Here is an 18970-nt window from a genome sequence, read left to right as displayed (position 1 = left end):
CTTTAATCTGTTTTTATTTAAAATCGAAGTAATATATATTTTATAGCATTGACGACACGTGGATGCTAATCACTGTTTTGTGATAAATAGCTAGATATTACCTTTGTTTTAATTTTTAGTCCCACCTCCACATTACTAATAATTAAACACGGAATAGAGTAGTTATTAACTTGCGCAATAAAAATAAAAAGCGCAAATAAAGGGATTTAAAAATGCAATTCAAACTAAAAAAAATAGCTGCCTTGTTATTCGGGGTGGGTATTAGCCTTTCTGTATTTGCCGAAGATATAGAGCTATACGTAAACCATAATGTTAAAACCGACGAAAACCCTCGTGTACTTATTGTGTTTGATACTTCAGGAAGTATGAAGACTAAGTTGCCTAATGGTGGACCTAGAAAAATCGATGCTGGTATAAGCGCTATGACCCAATTAGTAAATGATAACAGCTCGATTGATTTTGGTTTAATGCGTTTTAATGGCAATGATGGTGGTTATGTTATGGCTGGCCTAGGCTCCTCACATGATAAAATATTGGATCAAATAAAAAAGCTGCCTGCTAGCGGGAATACACCTATTGCTGAGACCTTATGGGAAGCTTACCTATATATGACGGGGCAGACGGTTTGGTATGGGCAAAATACGGACAAACGCGATACTACGATTGAGAGAGAGCAAAGTGGTAGTGATATACCTCGTTATGTTTCTCCTTTTCAACAGGCTGTTGGTGCAGATGAGCGTTGTGATAACTCAATTAGCTTAATATTAATGACTGATGGTGATCCGACACAAGATATTACCCGAAATGATGATATAAGAGCTTTATACAAATCTACTTTTGGTTCATATCCTAGTACTACAAGTAATAGCTATTTGGCTGCTTTAGCTCAAATAATACATGGCACAAGAGATGTTGAAGTTGACTTGTACGAGACCACGCCAGAGGTTGCTGATACCGGACGCGTTTTTACTATCGGTTTTGGTAGTGGCATGAGTACAAATGGTAAAAAGTTATTAGAAAAAACCGCTTTATTGGGAGGAGGCGAGTACTTACATGCAGATACATCGACTGAACTTTCTGAAGCGCTTAATAATACAATATCGAAAATACGCGAAGTTAACGATAGTTTTTCATCTCCTACGGTAGCAAGTAATAATGTTGACCAAACACGTAGCCGAGAGTCAATTTACTTTGCGATGTTTTACCCTGAAACAGGCGCACGTTGGAGCGGAAATTTAAAAAAGCTTAAAGTGTCTGGTGCAAATATTGTAGATTCAACTGATAAAATAGCTCTTGATGAAAATGGGTTAATTGATGAGAAAGCGCGAACTTTTTGGCTGCCAACTAATAAGCCTGCAGATGGGAATTTAGTAGCTCAGGGTGGCGTAAATTTACTTTTATCAACTTTAGACCCTGATAGCCGTAAAATCTACATAGATAAAACGGGCAGTATTATTGATTTTACTTTTGATAAAGTACAAACCATTTTAAATTTAGCGACAAGTACAGTTACCGATCTTGCCCCTGATTTGATTCCTAATATTGGGTTAACTTTACAGGAGAGTGATATTAACTGGGCACGAGGGGTTGATGTTGATAATGAAGATGGAGATGACTCATCAGTAGATCAGCGAATCAATATTTTTGGCGACCCTTTGCATTCAAAACCGGTATCTATAGATTACGGCGATGGAAGTATTCATATACTTGTTGGTACCAATGCCGGCTTTTTACATATGTTTGAAGACAAAGGCGATACTGTTGAAGAAAGGTGGGCTTTTACACCTGCTGCCTTATTAAAAAACATTCCGGCTTTGCGAAGTAATCTTGCAAATACAAAAGTGTATGGCATGGATGGCCCTATAAGTGTGTTCTTTAATAATAAAAGTTTAAACACTGATGGTTTAAATGATGGCGTTGTTAAAGCAAGTGAGGGCGATGAAGTTTGGGCATTTACAGGCATGCGCCGAGGCGGTAAAAATTACTACGGCCTGGATATAAGTGACCCAAAAAAACCTAAAAAATTATGGAATAAGCCAATTGTTGGTGGCTCTGAAGAATTTAAATATTTAGCACAAACATGGTCTAAACCTCAAATTGCTTACATTAAAGCGTTTGGTGAGGATCCATTGCTGATATTTGGCGCAGGCTACGATACAAACAAAGATAATGCGATTAGAACAACAGATGAAACCGGGCTAGGTATTTACATTGTTAATGCTAAAACTGGCGAAAAGGTATGGGCGCTCACTCCAGATGAACATGGTTTTACCGGAGAGCACAGTATTGCAGCGGATGTAACTACGCTTGACTCAGATTACGACGGGTATATTGACCGAATTTATGCAACCGATACTGGCGGTAATATTTGGCGTGTAGATATTCCTAGTGACGATGAAAGTGATATTACTCATTTTAAGCTTGCGGAGCTTGGCAGTACATTAGCGTCACAAGACAGACGTTTTTTTTATAAACCGTTAGTTGCTAGAACGCTGTTTAGTAAAGTTACTAAGACCAATTATGGTGGTGAAATGATCACCACCCGTTTAGACACCCCGTACGACGCAATTGTGATAGGCAGCGGAAATCGTTCAAACCCACTTGCTACTAATGAGCAAGATCAGCTGTATATGATCCGTGATGAAAACACCCTAACAAAAATATTTACTGAATTTCCAGCCCCAATAGTGCCAGATGATTTAATGAAAATGAATGAAGACCCATTTGGTAACGCACTTGATGACGTTGATAAATTTGTTAACCTTGAAGTTAAGTTAGCCGAATTTAAAGGATGGCGATATGAATTAGGGACGGGCGAAAAGTCCCTTGCTGCAGCAACGGTCGTTGGTGGGGTTGCTTACTTTACTTCCTTTACGCCTGCATCTTCATCATCAACACAAAACCAATGTTCGTTAACGGGTGGCGGTGGTTCGCTTTATGCCTTTCATTTGCATTATGGAACGAAGGTTTATGACGATGTGAAATTTGCAACAAGTAATGATGTACCAGATACACCGAAACTATTTTTTGGGGAAGGCCCGTCGTGTGCAGATAATGATGCGGATGGTAAGTGCGATTGGGATGATGCAACGGATGTAACGCAAGTTAGTCAGTTTTATTTAATAGGCCCTGGGGTTAAAGGTTCTGATAAGCCGATAAAAGCTATTGAAATACTTGGACCAAATTTAAATGTTGAAGGTGGAAAAGTTAAGCTAGTAAATGGCGCTGAACCAATTGGTTTTGGCTTTAAAACCCAACAAACATATATTTATAAACGCGAAGAAAACGATAGTCAGGCACATTAAAAACACGATGTTATAGACATAAGCCACCTTAATTAGGTGGCTTTTTAATTTTAAGAGCGAATCAAAAATGCTGATGGTTTGCTTATATAATTGTTTTATAGTTATCGAAGCGCTCTAAACCAACCCATGTATGATACACATTCGTTTACAAAATACTGCCTATCACTCAAGCCCTTTATTTTAGGTACCTGTAGTCCATATTAGTCAACAATAGCTGGTCTTAGTTATATTTAATTAACAAATGTAAGAGCAAAATTTAACATGACGTGTCACTATATAGGTACAGGGCATGTTAACTTGTTGCCATCCCCCCATAAAAATTCAATAAATTTCTGTTGTTTAAATTTATACCAAGCTGCATAAATCTTTGAGTAATTAACGAATTAAATTGCACTATAACGTCGTTAAAAATTTTTATTTAGAACAACTAGATACAAAAATTTTTGCCTAGCTCTAGCGTAACTTTCTTAACGTTAAATAGATCCCATATATAAGCAGATTGGTATTACTTATTTTGTATTAAAGTAACTTATATAATTTATAACAATATGATTTTTAATAATAATTAAAGTGCAAAAAAGGAAGTCTTTGTATGTTTTTTAAAAAAAGTCAGTTAGCTATTTCATTAGCGTTTACGCTAGGCCTTGTTGGATGTGGCGGCGGTGGCGATGATAAAGTGGTCGTTGTAGAGCCAGTTGTAGCTAAGCCTGACCCTATAAAAGTAGACCCCGTAGAAGTTAACACTATCTCTCTTACTGGAAAGGTTATTGATGGCTATGTATCTGGTGCAATAGTATGGCTAGATATTGATGGCGATGGTACTTTTGATGAGCAAACAGAACCTTCTGTAGTCTCTGAAGAATCGGGTAATTATAGTTTTAATTTTACAGAAGAGCAGGCGCTGTGTGTGCCGTATTCAACTATGTATGTTGATGTACCTGTTGGCGCAATTGACGAGGATTTAGGAGAGGTAACGCAAGCGTATCAAATGTCATTTCCACCTTCAATTGAGGCTTTGACTGATGAAGATATTCGAAATATATCACCTTTAACAACTGTTATTTGGGAACAGTTGAGCCTTCAATTACAAAAAAGTGGTAACAATAATTTAAGTTGTGATGCACTTAAAGAAAATACTGAGTTACTTGCAAACCTTCAAAGCGAAATAACAAATGTTATGCAAAACTTGGTTGCGCATTATAATTTGTCGACAGAGCAAATTTACTCAGATTTTATCGCTACTAACGACAGCGACGCTTACGACAGAGCACAAGCAATTGTTAAGGGACTAAAAGCGGCCTATAAATTCAAGCAAGAGCTAGATGCTCAGTATCCTGATGCAGAAGAAGTAAGAGCAGTGATTTACCAGGACACAGCAAAAGATGCAGAGTATGGATTTGAAAATGCATGGTACCGCGATAAAGTTATTTTTGCAGGCGCTGAACTTATTTATGAGCAAGTAAAGCTTCAAAATACAGACGAACTCGACAAAATTGACGTTATTTTGTCTCGATTGGATTCAACAGATACGCCTTGGGGCGAAGAATCGTTAAATGGAAAACTAACAGTTAGAGACGATGTTTCCATTAACGCCGATCGTACTTACCGATGCTCTAGCATTGAGAACGTTAGTTTTGAGCAAAGCAATGTGCTTTATGGCGTTGATAATACAAGCCCATCGGTTAACTTCCCAACAGCAGATGAATGCGTTAGTGCTAATTTAGATACACCGTTCGAGCGAGGTTTTAGCATTAGCTATACTGAGTCGGGATCGTTTTACCAAACTGACTTTGCCTTTAGAGAGGAAAATGCCGACTTTCAAACATTATCTAATTGGGTAAATGTTAAAGACAAAGCTGCTGATTTAGAAACTCAAGATTTAGTTACTGTACTCGCTGCTATGCCTTATAAGTTTGATGACGAAACATCTATTGATGCTAGCTTTTGGCGTAAATATAAAACCACAGACAACGTACGTATTATTAAAACGATTGAAGGGAAATGGTTTAGAGATACCCGCCGAGAAGATGGAACAATGCTGCATGAGTGCGGTGAAAATGGTGTTGACTGGGTGCAATGCGAATAATTTAAAAAGCACTTCAATAAATATTAGCTTAATGCCAGTCAGTTAATAACTGACTGGCATTTTTTTGTTTGAAAAAGCTTACTTTTATGTGCGGTTATAACTATATACCTGATGAACACTATTTTTAATCTGTTTTTCACTTGGGTTTACTGTAAAATTACTGGGTTAACATTTGTTAAGTAATACTTACAATTGTTATTGCTCATTAAGTATTTAAACTAATTTAAGTAGAGCTTATGATTTTTTATATTATAGGGTTAAGTTTACTTGTTATTATTTTATGCGTTGCGCTTTATGTAATTTACAGCAATGTACATAAAAGTCGGGTAAGAAAATCCAAGGAATACAACGTACTGTTTGATAAAGACACGATAGTGGATGATTTAATCACTCAACTAACAGAAAAAAATCAAACACAAGAAAACCAAGATAAAACAGCTAAAGGTAAAGAAGAAATCCTTGCAACATTTGTTGAGTTACATCGCTCTGGTAGCTTTTGCGCACATTTGAGTGAACAGGAAATTATTTACTTTGTTAAAAAGAAATTAAACATGGAGAGTAATAAAAATGGATAGCGAAAAAGCAGTCCCAGCAGTAAAAAGTGACTCATTTATGAGTCGATTTGGTCGTCGTAATGTAATTGTTGTTTCATCAATTGTTGTTGTATTAGCCGTAATTGCAACCCTTACATCGCAAGTTGTTTCGTGGAATGAAGCAGATGAGCGTTTAGTACATCAATCGGCTTTTACAGGTAACTTGACCGTAATAAATCAAGCCGGCCCTTATTTAAAAGCGTTTGGTACTACATCGGCATATAAAAAAGTAATTTCGATTAACTTTACGGGCGATGCTGGTGCAACAGCAAGCGCAATTGTTCCGTTAATTCCGATTCGATTTTTAGACACTACAACAGGTGGCGCACGAGGTGTCTCTCGTTTTAGATTGCCAGGCAATGTACCAGCAGCAGAATCGGGTGCTTTACGTGGTTTACTTAAAATACACGAAGAGTTTGGTTCACAAGAAACATTAATATCTAATTTATTAATGCGTGCAACCACTGAAAATGTAAAAGCGTCGGCGCGTATGATGTCGGTAGAGCAACATTACTCTGGTGGTAATGGTCAATTAAGTCAAGATTTTGCTGATCAATTAACCAACGGTATTTTTGTTACTGAACAAATTATTAGTACGGGTGAACGCGATAAATCTGACGACTTAGGTAATTTAAGTAAACAGCAGCGCGTCACTATTAATATTAAAATGGATGATGAGGGTAATACACTGCGTAACGCACCTATTTTAGGCGCTTACGGTATTACAGTAGTTGATGCCAGCATTATTGATATTGACTACGAAAGCAAAGTAAATGCTCGCCTTGAAGCGCAAAAGCAAGCTGCTGCTGATGAAGCACTAGCGCGTCAAAACCTTAAAAAAGCTGAGCAACAAGCACGTACTGAAGTGGCTTTAGGTGAACAAGCAATTGCTAAGCAACGTGCTGAATCTGAAAAGCTAAAAATAAAAGAGCAAATTGATGCTGAACGAATTAAGGCAAATGCTATTATTTCTGCGCAGCAACGAGTGGCTGTAAAAGCGGAGCTTGCAAAAGAGCAAGAAGAGATTTTAAAGCAACAACGCTTAGAAGCATTAGGTATGGACGTTTTAGCTGAAGCTCGTTTAAGGGCTAAGTCTGCGGCACTTGATCCTAAGTATGTATTTGATGAAACGCTAAAAGCAGAAGTTAAAATTCAAACTGCTTTATTTACAAGCTTAGGTAATAGCCGTTTAGTGCCTGAAATTGTAATAGGCGCAGGCCAAGGCGAGCAAAGTAATGGCTCTGAATTTATGCGTTTATTAGCCGCTGACGCTGCATTAAGCCTTAAGAAACGTTTAGAAAAAGATAAAAAATAAATAATTACTAAATATATAAACAATAAAAACGCTGGTCAATAAGCATTGGTCAGCGTTTTTTATTGTGCGTATTTTGCTATTGTACTGTTTAGGTAAGCTTTGTGGCTTATTAAACATGTATTTAGGTAATAAAAGGTAAATAGTGAGCAGTTATGGATTCGAACAGTAATCAGTTTATTTTAGATTTAGGGCAAGAGCATATTACCATCCAGCGACGATATGAAGCACTGGGAGCGTTTAACGATTTTTTGATTGCTGTGTGGTTTTTAATTGGCAGTTTTTTCTTTTTAAATGACTCACTAATAGAAAGTGGCACATGGCTGTTTATAGCGGGCAGTGCTCAATTACTTATAAAACCTGTTTTGAAATTGATCAGCTTAGTGCATGTTAGTCGGGTATTTCATTCAAATAAAACTCCATAAATAAAACCATAAATACGACTCATGATGAGTTCAGTTATTATGGCTAATAATTTACCTGTATAAGTTATTTAAATATCAAGGATTGAAAAGTGAAAGCACTTAAATGGATTGCAATTGGAATAGCTACTTTATTAATTATAGGCTTACTAATTCCCGAAAAAATAATGATTCCGGTACAAGGTGCCACAAGTAAAGATTGGAACCATAATACGTTTTGGTACGAGCCTTGGGGTAGGTCGGGTGTGCACAAAGGAATTGATATTTTTGGCACAAAAAACACCCCCGTAGTTGCCTCAACAAGCGGTGTTGTTATATTTGCAGGTGAGTTAACTCGCGGTGGTAAAGTGGTTGCGGTGCTTGGGCCTAAATGGCGCGTGCATTATTTTGCACATTTAAATGACTACTCGGTAAGTACAGGTGATGTGGTAAGCATAAACAGTCAAATTGGCTTACTGGGCGATACCGGAAATGCCGCAGGAAAACAGCCTCATGTGCATTATTCTATTTTATCGTTAGTGCCCATGCCGTGGCTTTTTACAACGCAAAACCAAGGGTGGAAAAAGATGTTTTTTTTGAGCCCACATAAAAAACTCACTGCTAAATAATTACTTCATTATTTATAAATGACCTTTGTGTGAATAATAGTTTTAGCTGTTAAAGCAAGGTATTTAACAGCTAGAATTAGTTAATAAGCAAGCGGGTATTTAAGCTAAAAGTTAACCTGCAACTGGGGTTTTACCCGCGCGAATATTTTTAATGCTTTTAATAAACATATAAATACAGGTAGTGATTAAACAGCCTGCTAAATAAAACACAATACCATTGGGTGCATCAGATAAATTTGCGGCGAGCATAGGGCCAAATACCGAACCAATACTATAACTGAGCAGCATAACCTCAGTTGCCGATACTATTTTAGCCATTGGCAGTGAGTCGCACGCAAGTGTTATAGCAATCGGGTAAAGTGCAAAGCTGCACGCGCCTAGTATTAAGTAGCTCACTATTAATCCGGCTAAAGTGTTTGCTTGTAATATACCCACAGCACCGGCTGCGCCTACTAAACAAAACATACCCATCAATAAGCTTTTTTCAAGCCGAGTAGATAAGTAACTTACGAGCGGCTGCACGACCATGCCGCCTAAAATAATAACCGCCATAAGTGTCCCTGTGTACTGAGCTTGATCAGCTTTTGCTGAAATATAAACCGGCATTAAGCCGTAAATAGGGCCCAGTAATAAGCCTGATGCTAAGCATCCGAGCATTGCAGGGTGGCTTAGTGTTTTTATTTCTTTTAGTGGTAGTTTTTCAAGATGCTGTTTTTCGGGCTGACCTTTGGTTATTAATAAAGGCGCTAAAATAGCTAAAAATAATAACGAGGCTACAAATAAATAAGGCGTTGAACCTTCGGTGCCAAGCGGCCCTATAGCAAGCTGGCCTACGGCGCTGCCCCCATAAAGTGAGGTCATGTATAAGCCCAAACGTTTAGCACGCGACTTTGCTGTGTTGGTCATTAATAACCAAGACTCAACAACTACAAACACACCGGCAACAGCAACACCTGCTACAAATCGTGCAATTAACCAGTTAACGGTATTTGGCAGTGCAAGTTGTGCAAGCACACTTACAATTAATAAGCTTAAAAATAATATAAATGCGAATCGGTGACCAATTTTTACCACAATGCGCTCTATTGTGGTGGCGCCAATAAGTAAGCCAAAGTAAAAAATGCTCGCAAGCCAAGGCGCTAGGTTTTCATCAAGTTTAAATGCGGGTAACGACAGCGGAATAAGGCTCATTAAAAAGCCGGATGCGATAGCAAAAAATGACAGCCCGATAACGGGTGCTAAAGGGTTATTAGAGGTGCTTGTGGCGGCTGATTCGGCCATTTGTGTTTATCGACTCATCAAGGTAAATAACCACTGTTTTAAAGTTTGAGAGGTTACTTTAATAATAAAATTTGCGCGAATTTAGAGCCAAATTAAAAATAAGTAAAGTGATATTTTATTAAACAATATAAATAAACTTTAAAACGATCTTTTTGGTAAATTATCGGATCTATTATGCTTTTTATTGTAGTGTTTTTATGTAGATATTGTTTTATATTTGTGAGCATTTATTAGTGTTAAACCCTATGTAGAATAGGGTTTAACCGTTTTTTAAAGTGATAAAATTAGCACTTATTTGTTTATTGCATTACTAGTGCAAGGTGGTGATATAAACCAATACCAACAATCACATTAAACGGAAAAGTTACACCGAGAGAGCTCAGCATAGCAAGACCAATATCGGCTTTAGGAATTGCCGCTTTTATTGCAGCGGGCGCGGCTATGTAAGAGGCGCTGGCCACTAAACTGCCCAATATAACTACCGAGCCTAATTCTAAATTTAAAAGTGTGCCTACTGCTGTGCCAATCGTGCCTAAAAATAGCGGGCTCACAATAGCAAATACCTCTAGTTTCCAATGTTTCCAGGGGATAGGGCGAAGAGTTTTCGCGGCTACTAAACCCATTTCTAGTAAAAATAATGCCAGTACAACTTTAAAGCTACTTGTTAAAAGACTCGTTACTTGGCTACCTTGCACCGTGCCGTACATCATACCTATTACTACACCGCCAACGAGTAAAATCACACTTTTGTTCGTGAGAGTTTCATGCCAAAGCGCCTTTAACGACAACTCATTGTTTTGGCTGTTTTCTTTATCAAGCTTTCGGTAAAGCAATAAACCAACAATGATTGCAGGAAGTTCTAGCATCACTAAATACAGGGTGACTTCTGCGCCTACTACCAACTTAGCTGACTCGGCATAGGCGAGTGCAACAGCAAATGTACCTGCACTCACTGAGCCGTAATGTGCGGCAATACTGGCGCTATTAGCAACAGAGAGTTTAATCACGTATTTTAAAATAGGGTAAAGCATAAGTGGTATAAGTGCGCCAAGTAGCATTACCGATCCCATTTCGGGCAGTAGTTGCCAGCTTAAATTACCGTGCAGCACCATACCGCCTTTTAAGCCGATGGTTAACATGAGCAATAAGCTTAATGTGTCGTAGGTGGCTTTTGGAATGGCCAAGTCCGAACGTAAAATACCCGCTACTAATCCTAAAATAAAAAACATAACAACAATATCTGGCACTGGCTTTCCTTACTAAATGGTAAATTAAGTGGCGCTATTGTAGATAAAACTTTGTATAGTAAATAATAAAATAAATACGAGTTAGCTATAGATAGTTATCTATAGGTTATTTATTAAGTAACTATTACTAGATAAGAGGCTATGAGGTAGGTATGGATTTACGACATATATCGTTTAGGTTGCTTGAAGTTTTTATGAGCGTGGTTAAAACGGGTTCAATAAGCGAAACCGCAAGGCGCTTACATTTAACGCAGCCAACGGTATCGTTACAAATAAAGCGACTGCAAGAAGCAGTAGGCGAGCCATTACTCCTTATACAACAGCAAAAGCTACACGTGACCGATGCGGGGCTTGAACTATTTAAAACATGCCAACAGGTATTTGGGCATTTTGAAGATTACCAAGATTTTTTAACCGAACTTAATGGTGGATCGCGCGGCCGTTGTAAAATTGCCATGGTTAATACGGCGCAATATATTCTACCAAAACTGCTTGGCCCTTATAGTAATTTACATCCCCATGTTGAGCTTCCGCTTGAGATTGGTAACAGGGCAGAGGTGCTTGATAGGTTTGAGCGAGGGGAGGACGATATTTATGTATTTAGCCACCCGCCGTCGCTTGAACACGCACAAGCTGCGCGTTTTTTGCATAATCCACTGGAATTTATAGTGCCGCTAAACCATCCGTTAGCTCATGTAAAAGCCGTTAAATTAACTGATTTAATGCAGTATCGCTTTTTACTCCGAGAAAATGGCTCAGCAACACGTATGTTATTTGAAAGCGAGTTACAAAGCCGAGGCTTAGTACTGAGCGATAGCGTGCAAATGGCGAGTAATGAAGCAATACGCGTCGCGGTTGCATCCGGGATGGGCATTGCGGTTTTATCACGCCATGTACTTGCAACAGACGATACTAGTTTCAAAATTTTAAACGTAACCGATACACATTTAGCGAGTCATTGGTATTTTGTAATGCGAACAGATAGACACATATCGCATGCTGCACGTAACTTTTTAAAGTTTGCGCAGCAGCACGTAGAGCAATATTTAGATACGCAGTGGGTGCGTAACGAGTTACATAAACTAGATTTAAATTAGGTTTAAAGTTAATTAATGTCGGGTGTTGAGTCTCTTAAAATAAGCTTTGGCTGAAACACGTGCTTTACTGTTATGCCGCTTTTTTTGTAAATGTCTTTAAGCACTAAGTTAGCCGCAGCTCGGCCCATTTCGGGTACTGGGTTATCTATTGTAGTAAGCGTTGGGTAGAGGTAATTGGTAAAAATTACGTTATCGAACCCAATAATGGCTAAATCTTTTGGTAGGTTAAAACCGTGTTCGCGGGCGTATTTCATGGCACCCGATGCCATTTCGTCATTGGCGCATACAAGCGCGGTTATTTGCGCTTTATTTTGAATAAAATGCCTTAAGCCATCGCTTCCGCCGGTTTCTTTAAAGTCGCCTATGTAAAATAGGTTTTCGTCAAAGGTTAGGTTGTACTCTGCTAGGGCTTGTTTGTGACCTTTTAAACGATTTGACGCATCTTCTTTAAACTGCGGGCCTGCTATGTACGCAATGTTTTTATGACCTTTGTTGATCATGGCTTTAGTGGCTAAGTAGCCGCCCATTACGTTGTCGAGGCTAATGCAGTTTTCTTCAATTTCTTTAACGTAGCGGCTCATTAAGTAAATAGGGGTTTTGCCTTTACTTAACTCAATTAGGTACTCGTTTGATACCGCTTCTACGTGGGCAATAATAGCGTCGCAATTACGGCCTATTAAAAACTCAAAGCCGCTTTTTTCTTTTTTCTCGTCACTGTGCCCAGGGGTAATAATAACGTGTTTCCCCGCAATACGAAGATGCTCTTCAATGGCTGACATCATCTGACCAAAAAACGGACCATCCAACTCAGAAACTAAAATACCTACGCTGTTTGTAGTGCTAGATGCCAAAGAGCGTGCAATAGAACTTGGCTGATAGCCTAGCTCTTTCATTGCTTCTAATACCTTTTTTTTAGTTTTTTTGCTTACGTAGTCGTTGTCGTTAAGTACCCTTGAAACAGTTGATAAAGACACACCTGCCATTTCTGATACTTGATAAATTGTCGCCATTGATGTCCTAGCTTATATGTGTTTTTACTCGCGCTTTATAAAAATATAAAGCGCGAAGAATCATTAAAAGTTAATTTACACATTACTGCGTCTAATTGCTAAGTCTTCTGTTATTTTTTGCGTCATCGCTGAAGTAAGCGGATAAATAAGCATCAATGCGGCGCCTAAAAAAGCAAATGCGGCAGGTATCCAACTCATAAGTAACTGCATGCCAGGTAGAGCTTGGGTAATTGTTAGCTCATCCATGCCGTTATAACCGTAGCCTGCAAGTACCACTAATACTAATGCACCTGCAAAACCACCACCGGTTTTTTGCACAAACGTACCCGCAGAATAAATAAGCCCTGTTGCGCGGCGTTTATTTTTCCACTCTGAGTAATCGGCTGAATCGCCAAGCATACTAAAGAACAATGTTGGCATCATGGCGGCAAAAAATTCAGCAGCGCAACCAAAGGTAAATACTGCAACTAGGTTATCGCTAGGTACCCAGTAAAATGCAGTAGTGAGTAACCCGCTTAGCATTAATGATGCAATAAAGAGGTTTCGTTTACCCATAATTTCGGCCAGTTTACCTGTGGCAAGTGCGCCTAATATAGATACAACCAACAAGGCGATAAAGTATTGCCCAGCCATGAGTTCATTGGCTACGTGGTACTTAAAGTAGTACGCAATTACACCGTATTTTATGCCATTAAACATCATGGTTAAAAAACCAATGCCGAGTAACACCAACCAAGGTTTGTTGGTCAGAAGATCAACCATGTCGCGCTGTGATCCCGTTAAGCTTTGCTTATCTTTATTGAGTAATTTTTTAATAACGAATGTCATTGCTGTCATAACAAGGGCAAAAAATACGCCGCTGTATAAATCGCGGTAATAAAAAAATAAGGTAGTAGCAAGCAAAGGTAGGATTATAAATGGCAGGCTTTTGGTTAAATCAAATAACTCTGATTTTAAATTGCCTTCATTTGAGGCATGCGGTGTTACACGCTCTTTAGTGGTCGCAAACGTTATAATCATTAAAATAATAAGTAAGCTGGCAAATAAGTACATAGTAAGCTGATAGCCTTTGGCATCGTCGCCGCCACCAAAAAAAGCCACTAGCTCAGGTAAAAAGCCCATAACCAGTAAGCCGCCACTAAATGCGCCTGCAAACCTAAAACCAGAGAGCTTTGTGCGCTCTGTATCGTCTGGTGTCATTACGCCCATAAGTGCCGAGTAGGGCACGTTACTTACGGTGTAAGCAAGCGTTAAACCAATGTAGGTTACGTAGGCATAAATAAGTTTGTTGGTGGTGCTAAAGTCGGGGGTAGTAAAACACAACACCATAAACAAGCCCAAAAATGGTGCTGAGTAGAGTATCCAAGGTCGAAACTTACCAAAGCGCGACTGCGTTCTGTCGGCAATCATACCCATAATAATATCGGTTACGCCATCAGACAGCCTTACAACCAAAAATAGCATGGCAGCGGCGGCTGCCGATATGCCAAATGTATCGGTGTAAAACACCGCTAAATAAGCAAGCGCACCGCGCCATACTAAGTTAGCGCCGGCATCGCCCATGGCGTAACCGACTTTTTCGTATAAAGGGAGTTTGTTCACAGTGTGTGTTCTTATTGTTATAAGCCGATAATTTATCGGCTTGTTATTAGTTTACTGTACGCTTTACCGCTGGCTTTAACAGTTCGTTTTTGTGTGGTGTAGTCTACGTGTACTATGCCAAAGCGTTTTAAATATCCCTCTGCCCATTCAAAGTTATCCATTAGGCTCCAAGCAAAGTAACCATCTACTTTTACGCCTTGCTCTGCTGCGTTATGTAGGGCATTTAAATGCTCGTGGTAATATTCAATACGGTCGTTATCGTTCACTTCACCGTCTTTAAATTCGTCAGCCATGGCTGCACCGTTTTCGGTAATATAAATAGGTGGTAGGGTGTATTTTTCGTTTAACGATACAAGTAACTCTGTAAGCGCTTTAGGGTAAATTTCCCAGCCTATATCGGTCATTGGTGCTTTATGTGGCAACTCATGGTAAAAGTCGGTTTCGCTTGCTTGATAATGTATGCGGGTATAAAAATTAACGCCTAGGTAATCTAGCGGTTGAGCAATTATTTCCATATCGCCCTCTAAAATATCAGGGCGATGGGCTTTAGGTAACTGCATAATAATATCAGGGTATTTACCTTGCATTACAGGCTGCATGTACCATTGGTTTATGTAGTCATCAGCAAATGCAGTGGCTTTTAAATCTTCTTCGCATTGGGTAACTGAATAGCAAGGCGTAAAGTTAAGTACAATACCGTTTAGTGTATTTGGACTGTTTTTAGCAAGTACTTGCATAGCTAACCCATGACCAAGTAATAAATGGTGAGCGGCTTTACGACCAAATTCGCGCCCTACAATACCAGGTGCGTGTACGCCTATTTCGTAACCTAAAAAAGAGCTGCAAAACGGTTCGTTTAAAGTAGCGTAAGAGTGCACACGATCCCCAAATGCTTTGGTAATTAAATCTGCGTAATGGGCAAATTCGTAAGCGGTGTTACGGTTTAACCAGCCACCTTCGTCTTCAATATGTTGTGGTAAATCCCAGTGGTACAGCGTTACAAAAGCTTTAATGTTACGGCGTTTTAATTCATCTAAAATGTCGGTATAAAACTTAACGCCTGTCGGGTTTAAGTAGCCATTTTTAGTCATTACGCGCGGCCACGAAATTGAGAGTCTGTAAGCGTCTACACCTAATGACTCAATTAGGTTTATATCGTCTTTCCAGCGAGTGTAGTGCTCGCAGGCTACGTCGCCATTTGAATTATCGACTATTTTGCCTTCTTTACTGCAAAAGGTATCCCAAATACATGGCAAGCGATCGGTTGCGCCGCCTTCAATTTGAAATGAGGCCGTAGCTACACCATAGGTAAAATTTTTGGCTAAAAGTGGTGAGCCACTAGGTAAAGATAATTGTTTCATTAAGAGAAAACCTCTGCTTCTTTGTAGTAAATTTTGCTTTTATTTATAGTTTATAAATTGCATTGATGAAAGCGCTTCCATATTTAATTTGATTAATCACTAAGGATGGTATTTAATAACTTTAAGGAAGCGCTTCCATATTTAGGTTAGTGGCTATTGTTAAGCAGGTCAATAGTTAAATTTAAATAACAAATAGGCGTTTCACAAAAACATACTGACACAACACAGGGCTATAAAAATGAAAAAAAGCTTAAACACTAACAGGTTACACATTCTCCCCATTTTAATAGGAGGACTGTGCGTTTTAAGTGCGTGTAATAAACAAGAGGTTAACGCTAATAATAGCCAAGGCGCCGTAGCCAAAAAGGCTGAGCATGAGCAAGGTGATTTATCACTTTGGCCAACGCTTAAAAGCAAAGTAGTGAAAACGCCTGAAATTGAAAATACGATTGCACAGTATTTAAAAATAATGACGCTTGAGCAAAAAGTAGCGCAGATGATCCAACCTGAAATTCGCGATATAACTGCTGCAGACATGCGCAAATATGGTTTTGGTTCGTATTTAAATGGCGGTGGCTCGTTCCCGAATGCTAATAAGCATGCAACGCCTGCAGATTGGATAACGCTTGCTGAAAGCATGTATCAGGCATCAGTTGATGACTCAATTGATGGCAGTAAAATTCCAACCATGTGGGGCACCGATGCCGTACATGGCCATAATAATGTGATTGGGGCGACGTTATTCCCTCACAATATTGGTTTAGGTGCTGCTAATAACCCCGCATTAATTGAGCGAATTGCAGCAGCTACTGCAATAGAGGTAATGGCAACAGGCATAGATTGGGTGTTTGCACCGACTGTTGCGGTTGTGCGCGACGACCGATGGGGCAGAACGTACGAAGGCTACTCAGAAGACCCTGCAATTGTACGTGAGTATTCAGCCGCAATTGTAAACGGATTGCAAGGCAGAGCCGATGAGGACTTTTTAAGTGATAAACGCGTAATTAGTACCGTTAAGCACTTTTTAGGCGATGGCGGCACGGTAGATGGCGACGATCAAGGGGACAACATTGATAGCGAAGAGACGTTATATAACATTCATGCACAAGGTTATATAGGAGGCTTAACCGCAGGTAGTCAGTCGGTTATGGCATCGTTTAATAGCTGGAATGGTAAAAAAAATCACGGCAATAAATACCTACTTACCGATGTACTAAAAACAAAAATGGGTTTTGATGGTTTTGTTGTAGGCGATTGGAACGGACACGGACAAGTTGCAGGCTGTACAAATGAAAGTTGCCCGCAGGCTGTTAATGCGGGGCTTGATATTTTTATGGTGCCAACGGGTGCTTGGAAACCACTTTATGAAAATACAATTAAACAAGTAAAAGCGGGCACAATAACAATGGCGCGAATAGATGACGCCGTAGCACGTATTTTACGCGTTAAATTACGCGCGGGTTTATTTAATAAACCAAGCCCCGCAAATCGAAAATATTCAGGTAAATTAGAACTAATAGGTGCGCCAGCACATCGCGATATTGCCCGCCAAGCTGTACAAGAGTCGTTAGTACTGCTTAAAAACAACAACCATTTATTACCGCTTAACCCATCAAGCAACATACTCATAGCAGGCGATGCGGCCGATAACATAGGCAAGCAATCGGGTGGTTGGAGTATTACGTGGCAGGGAACTAATAATCAAAATGCAGATTTCCCTGGGGCAACGTCTATTTATGCGGGGCTAAAAACGCAAATAGAGGCTGCTGGCGGTAACGCTATTTTAAGCCCAACGGGTGAATTTAATACCAAACCCGATGTAGCCATTGTTGTATTTGGTGAAGAACCATACGCAGAGGGGCATGGCGATAAAGACAACCTTGAGTTTGAACGTAACAATAAACGCTCTCTTAAAATATTAAAAACATTAAAGCAGCAAGGTATTGCGGTGGTATCGGTGTTTATATCGGGCAGACCAATGTGGGTTAACAGCGAGCTAAACGCGTCAGATGCATTTGTAGCAGCATGGCTTCCTGGCACTGAAGGACAAGGCATTGCAGATGTTTTACTAGCGGATGCAAGTGGGCAGGTACAATACGACTTTAAAGGTAAGTTGTCTTTTTCGTGGCCTAAATCGCCACTACAAACCGCAGTAAATAAGGGCGATGCTGATTACTCACCATTATTACCCTATGGCTTTGGCTTAACGTATAAAGACGAAAGTACGCTTGGCAATAATCTAAATGAAGACTCAGGTGTTGATATTAGTAACCTTGCGCCGCTATCTATATTTAATGGCAGCTTTAAAACGCCGTGGCGTTTGTTTTTAAATTCAAACAGCGAGCAGCACCAAGTAGCAAGTAACAGTGTAAAGCTCGGTGGCATTACTTATCGCACTGAAGACAAAGCGATTCAAGAAGATGCGATGCAATTTAATGTTGATGGCACTGCAGCCAGCTACATCGAAATTAATAGCAACTTTACCGAAGACAAAGTGGCCTACATTGAAGCAAATTCGGCCCTTAGCTTTAGCTATAAAGTAAACCAAATACCTAGCTCACAGACATACCTTGCAATGAAATGCGAACAAGGCTGTGGTGGCGAGCTTGATATTACCAATGAGCTTGAAAGTGCTGATTTAAATACATGGCAAACCATGAGCATAGATTTAACGTGTTTTGCTAAAAAGGGTGTTGATTTTGCCAGAGTAACCAGCCCTTTTATTATTAAAACGGCAGGCGAGCTTAACGTTTCAGTTGCAGATATTAGCTTTGAACCACAAGGCGCTGAAACAGCAAAAATAAAGTGTGAGTAGTAGAGTGCTTATAAGTTAAGTTTATTGTGTGTTGTCTCAAAGCCCTAAGGGCGTGTTGATCTTTGTGGATTGAAATTTGTTCAATCTAGGGGCAATTTAATCGCGGCGCGAGGTTTGTAACCTAGTGGGCTAAGTAAAAACCGAGCAAAGCTTACGCGTCCTGCTCACGCCCCTTACCTACATCCATGTAGGCAACAAAGAGTAAATTGCCCCTAGGCAGAACCCTACGGG

The 18970-nt window shown here is 39.5% G+C and carries 13 protein-coding genes; 8 read left to right on the top strand and 5 right to left on the bottom strand.

The window, feature by feature from the left end; all coding sequences use genetic code 11:
• The first annotated feature begins 212 nt into the window (after positions 1–212).
• The 6 genes from I6F43_RS11585 to I6F43_RS11560 all read left to right on the top strand — a co-directional run bounded on the left by I6F43_RS11585 (position 213) and on the right by I6F43_RS11560 (position 8326).
• The gene (locus I6F43_RS11585) at positions 213–3305 is read left to right on the top strand and encodes a pilus assembly protein (protein ID WP_197102430.1); all 3093 of its coding nucleotides are present in this window, start codon (positions 213–215) and stop codon (positions 3303–3305) included.
• Between the two features lie 592 nt (positions 3306–3897).
• Positions 3898–5391, top strand: a complete 1494-nt coding sequence (locus I6F43_RS11580) for a hypothetical protein (protein WP_197102427.1) — start codon at positions 3898–3900, stop codon at positions 5389–5391.
• Between the two features lie 236 nt (positions 5392–5627).
• Positions 5628–5966 carry a hypothetical protein gene (locus I6F43_RS11575; protein WP_008137861.1) on the top strand — a complete coding sequence of 113 codons (339 nt, stop codon included), beginning with the start codon at positions 5628–5630 and terminating at the stop codon, positions 5964–5966.
• Complete coding sequence (locus I6F43_RS11570) at positions 5959–7299, top strand: SPFH domain-containing protein (RefSeq protein WP_010553499.1); 1341 nt, start codon at positions 5959–5961, stop codon at positions 7297–7299. Before I6F43_RS11575 ends, I6F43_RS11570 begins: the two co-directional genes overlap by 8 nt.
• A 152-nt stretch (positions 7300–7451) precedes the next feature.
• Positions 7452–7721: a YrhK family protein gene (locus tag I6F43_RS11565; RefSeq protein WP_101163013.1), complete on the top strand. Its 270-nt coding sequence runs from the start codon at positions 7452–7454 to the stop codon at positions 7719–7721.
• Positions 7722–7810: 89 nt separating this feature from the next.
• Entirely contained in the window at positions 7811–8326 is a 516-nt protein-coding gene (locus tag I6F43_RS11560; RefSeq protein WP_169044866.1) for a M23 family metallopeptidase, read from the top strand.
• Positions 8327–8437: 111 nt separating this feature from the next.
• On the opposite strand, the gene I6F43_RS11555 is transcribed toward I6F43_RS11560, so the two are convergent.
• Positions 8438–9607 (bottom strand): MFS transporter, encoded by a 1170-nt coding sequence (locus I6F43_RS11555; protein ID WP_024594397.1) that lies wholly within the window; start codon positions 9605–9607, stop codon positions 8438–8440.
• 299 nt (positions 9608–9906) lie between these two features.
• Positions 9907–10854, bottom strand: coding sequence for a sodium-dependent bicarbonate transport family permease (locus tag I6F43_RS11550; protein WP_197102425.1), 948 nt, complete (start codon positions 10852–10854; stop codon positions 9907–9909).
• Positions 10855–11006: 152 nt separating this feature from the next.
• Here I6F43_RS11550 and I6F43_RS11545 point away from each other — a divergent pair, with 152 nt between their 5' ends.
• The gene (locus I6F43_RS11545) at positions 11007–11951 is read left to right on the top strand and encodes a LysR family transcriptional regulator (protein ID WP_197102423.1); all 945 of its coding nucleotides are present in this window, start codon (positions 11007–11009) and stop codon (positions 11949–11951) included.
• Between the two features lie 8 nt (positions 11952–11959).
• On the opposite strand, the gene I6F43_RS11540 is transcribed toward I6F43_RS11545, so the two are convergent.
• The 3 genes from I6F43_RS11540 to I6F43_RS11530 form a co-directional block, all read right to left on the bottom strand.
• On the bottom strand, positions 11960–12961 hold the full coding sequence (locus tag I6F43_RS11540; protein ID WP_007583313.1) for a LacI family DNA-binding transcriptional regulator: 1002 nt from the start codon (positions 12959–12961) through the stop codon (positions 11960–11962).
• 75 nt (positions 12962–13036) lie between these two features.
• Positions 13037–14563, bottom strand: a complete 1527-nt coding sequence (locus I6F43_RS11535; RefSeq protein WP_197102421.1) for an MFS transporter — start codon at positions 14561–14563, stop codon at positions 13037–13039.
• A 32-nt stretch (positions 14564–14595) separates the two neighbouring features.
• The gene (locus I6F43_RS11530) at positions 14596–15924 is read right to left on the bottom strand and encodes a GH1 family beta-glucosidase (RefSeq protein ID WP_197102419.1); all 1329 of its coding nucleotides are present in this window, start codon (positions 15922–15924) and stop codon (positions 14596–14598) included.
• Between the two features lie 238 nt (positions 15925–16162).
• Here I6F43_RS11530 and I6F43_RS11525 point away from each other — a divergent pair, with 238 nt between their 5' ends.
• The gene (locus tag I6F43_RS11525; RefSeq protein ID WP_197102417.1) at positions 16163–18739 is read left to right on the top strand and encodes a glycoside hydrolase family 3 protein; all 2577 of its coding nucleotides are present in this window, start codon (positions 16163–16165) and stop codon (positions 18737–18739) included.
• Positions 18740–18970 lie beyond the last annotated feature (231 nt).

This window comes from Pseudoalteromonas sp. NZS71_1 (assembly GCF_015864305.1).
Taxonomy (GTDB): Bacteria; Pseudomonadota; Gammaproteobacteria; order Enterobacterales; family Alteromonadaceae; genus Pseudoalteromonas; species Pseudoalteromonas arctica.
Note: the sequence above shows the minus strand (reverse complement) of the source record. Positions and strands in the feature narration are given on the sequence as shown.

What these genes read in the sequence shown, in the direction of transcription:
- I6F43_RS11580 (WP_197102427.1), top strand. Translation starts at nt 3,898, where the DNA reads ATGTTTTTTAAAAAAAGTCAGTTAGCTATTTCATTAGCGTTTACGCTA.
- I6F43_RS11565 (WP_101163013.1), top strand. Translation starts at nt 7,452, where the DNA reads ATGGATTCGAACAGTAATCAGTTTATTTTAGATTTAGGGCAAGAGCAT.
- I6F43_RS11555 (WP_024594397.1), bottom strand. Translation starts at nt 9,607, where the DNA reads ATGGCCGAATCAGCCGCCACAAGCACCTCTAATAACCCTTTAGCACCC.
- I6F43_RS11530 (WP_197102419.1), bottom strand. Translation starts at nt 15,924, where the DNA reads ATGAAACAATTATCTTTACCTAGTGGCTCACCACTTTTAGCCAAAAAT.
- I6F43_RS11545 (WP_197102423.1), top strand. Translation starts at nt 11,007, where the DNA reads ATGGATTTACGACATATATCGTTTAGGTTGCTTGAAGTTTTTATGAGC.
- I6F43_RS11540 (WP_007583313.1), bottom strand. Translation starts at nt 12,961, where the DNA reads ATGGCGACAATTTATCAAGTATCAGAAATGGCAGGTGTGTCTTTATCA.
- I6F43_RS11525 (WP_197102417.1), top strand. Translation starts at nt 16,163, where the DNA reads ATGAAAAAAAGCTTAAACACTAACAGGTTACACATTCTCCCCATTTTA.
- I6F43_RS11585 (WP_197102430.1), top strand. Translation starts at nt 213, where the DNA reads ATGCAATTCAAACTAAAAAAAATAGCTGCCTTGTTATTCGGGGTGGGT.
- I6F43_RS11575 (WP_008137861.1), top strand. Translation starts at nt 5,628, where the DNA reads ATGATTTTTTATATTATAGGGTTAAGTTTACTTGTTATTATTTTATGC.
- I6F43_RS11570 (WP_010553499.1), top strand. Translation starts at nt 5,959, where the DNA reads ATGGATAGCGAAAAAGCAGTCCCAGCAGTAAAAAGTGACTCATTTATG.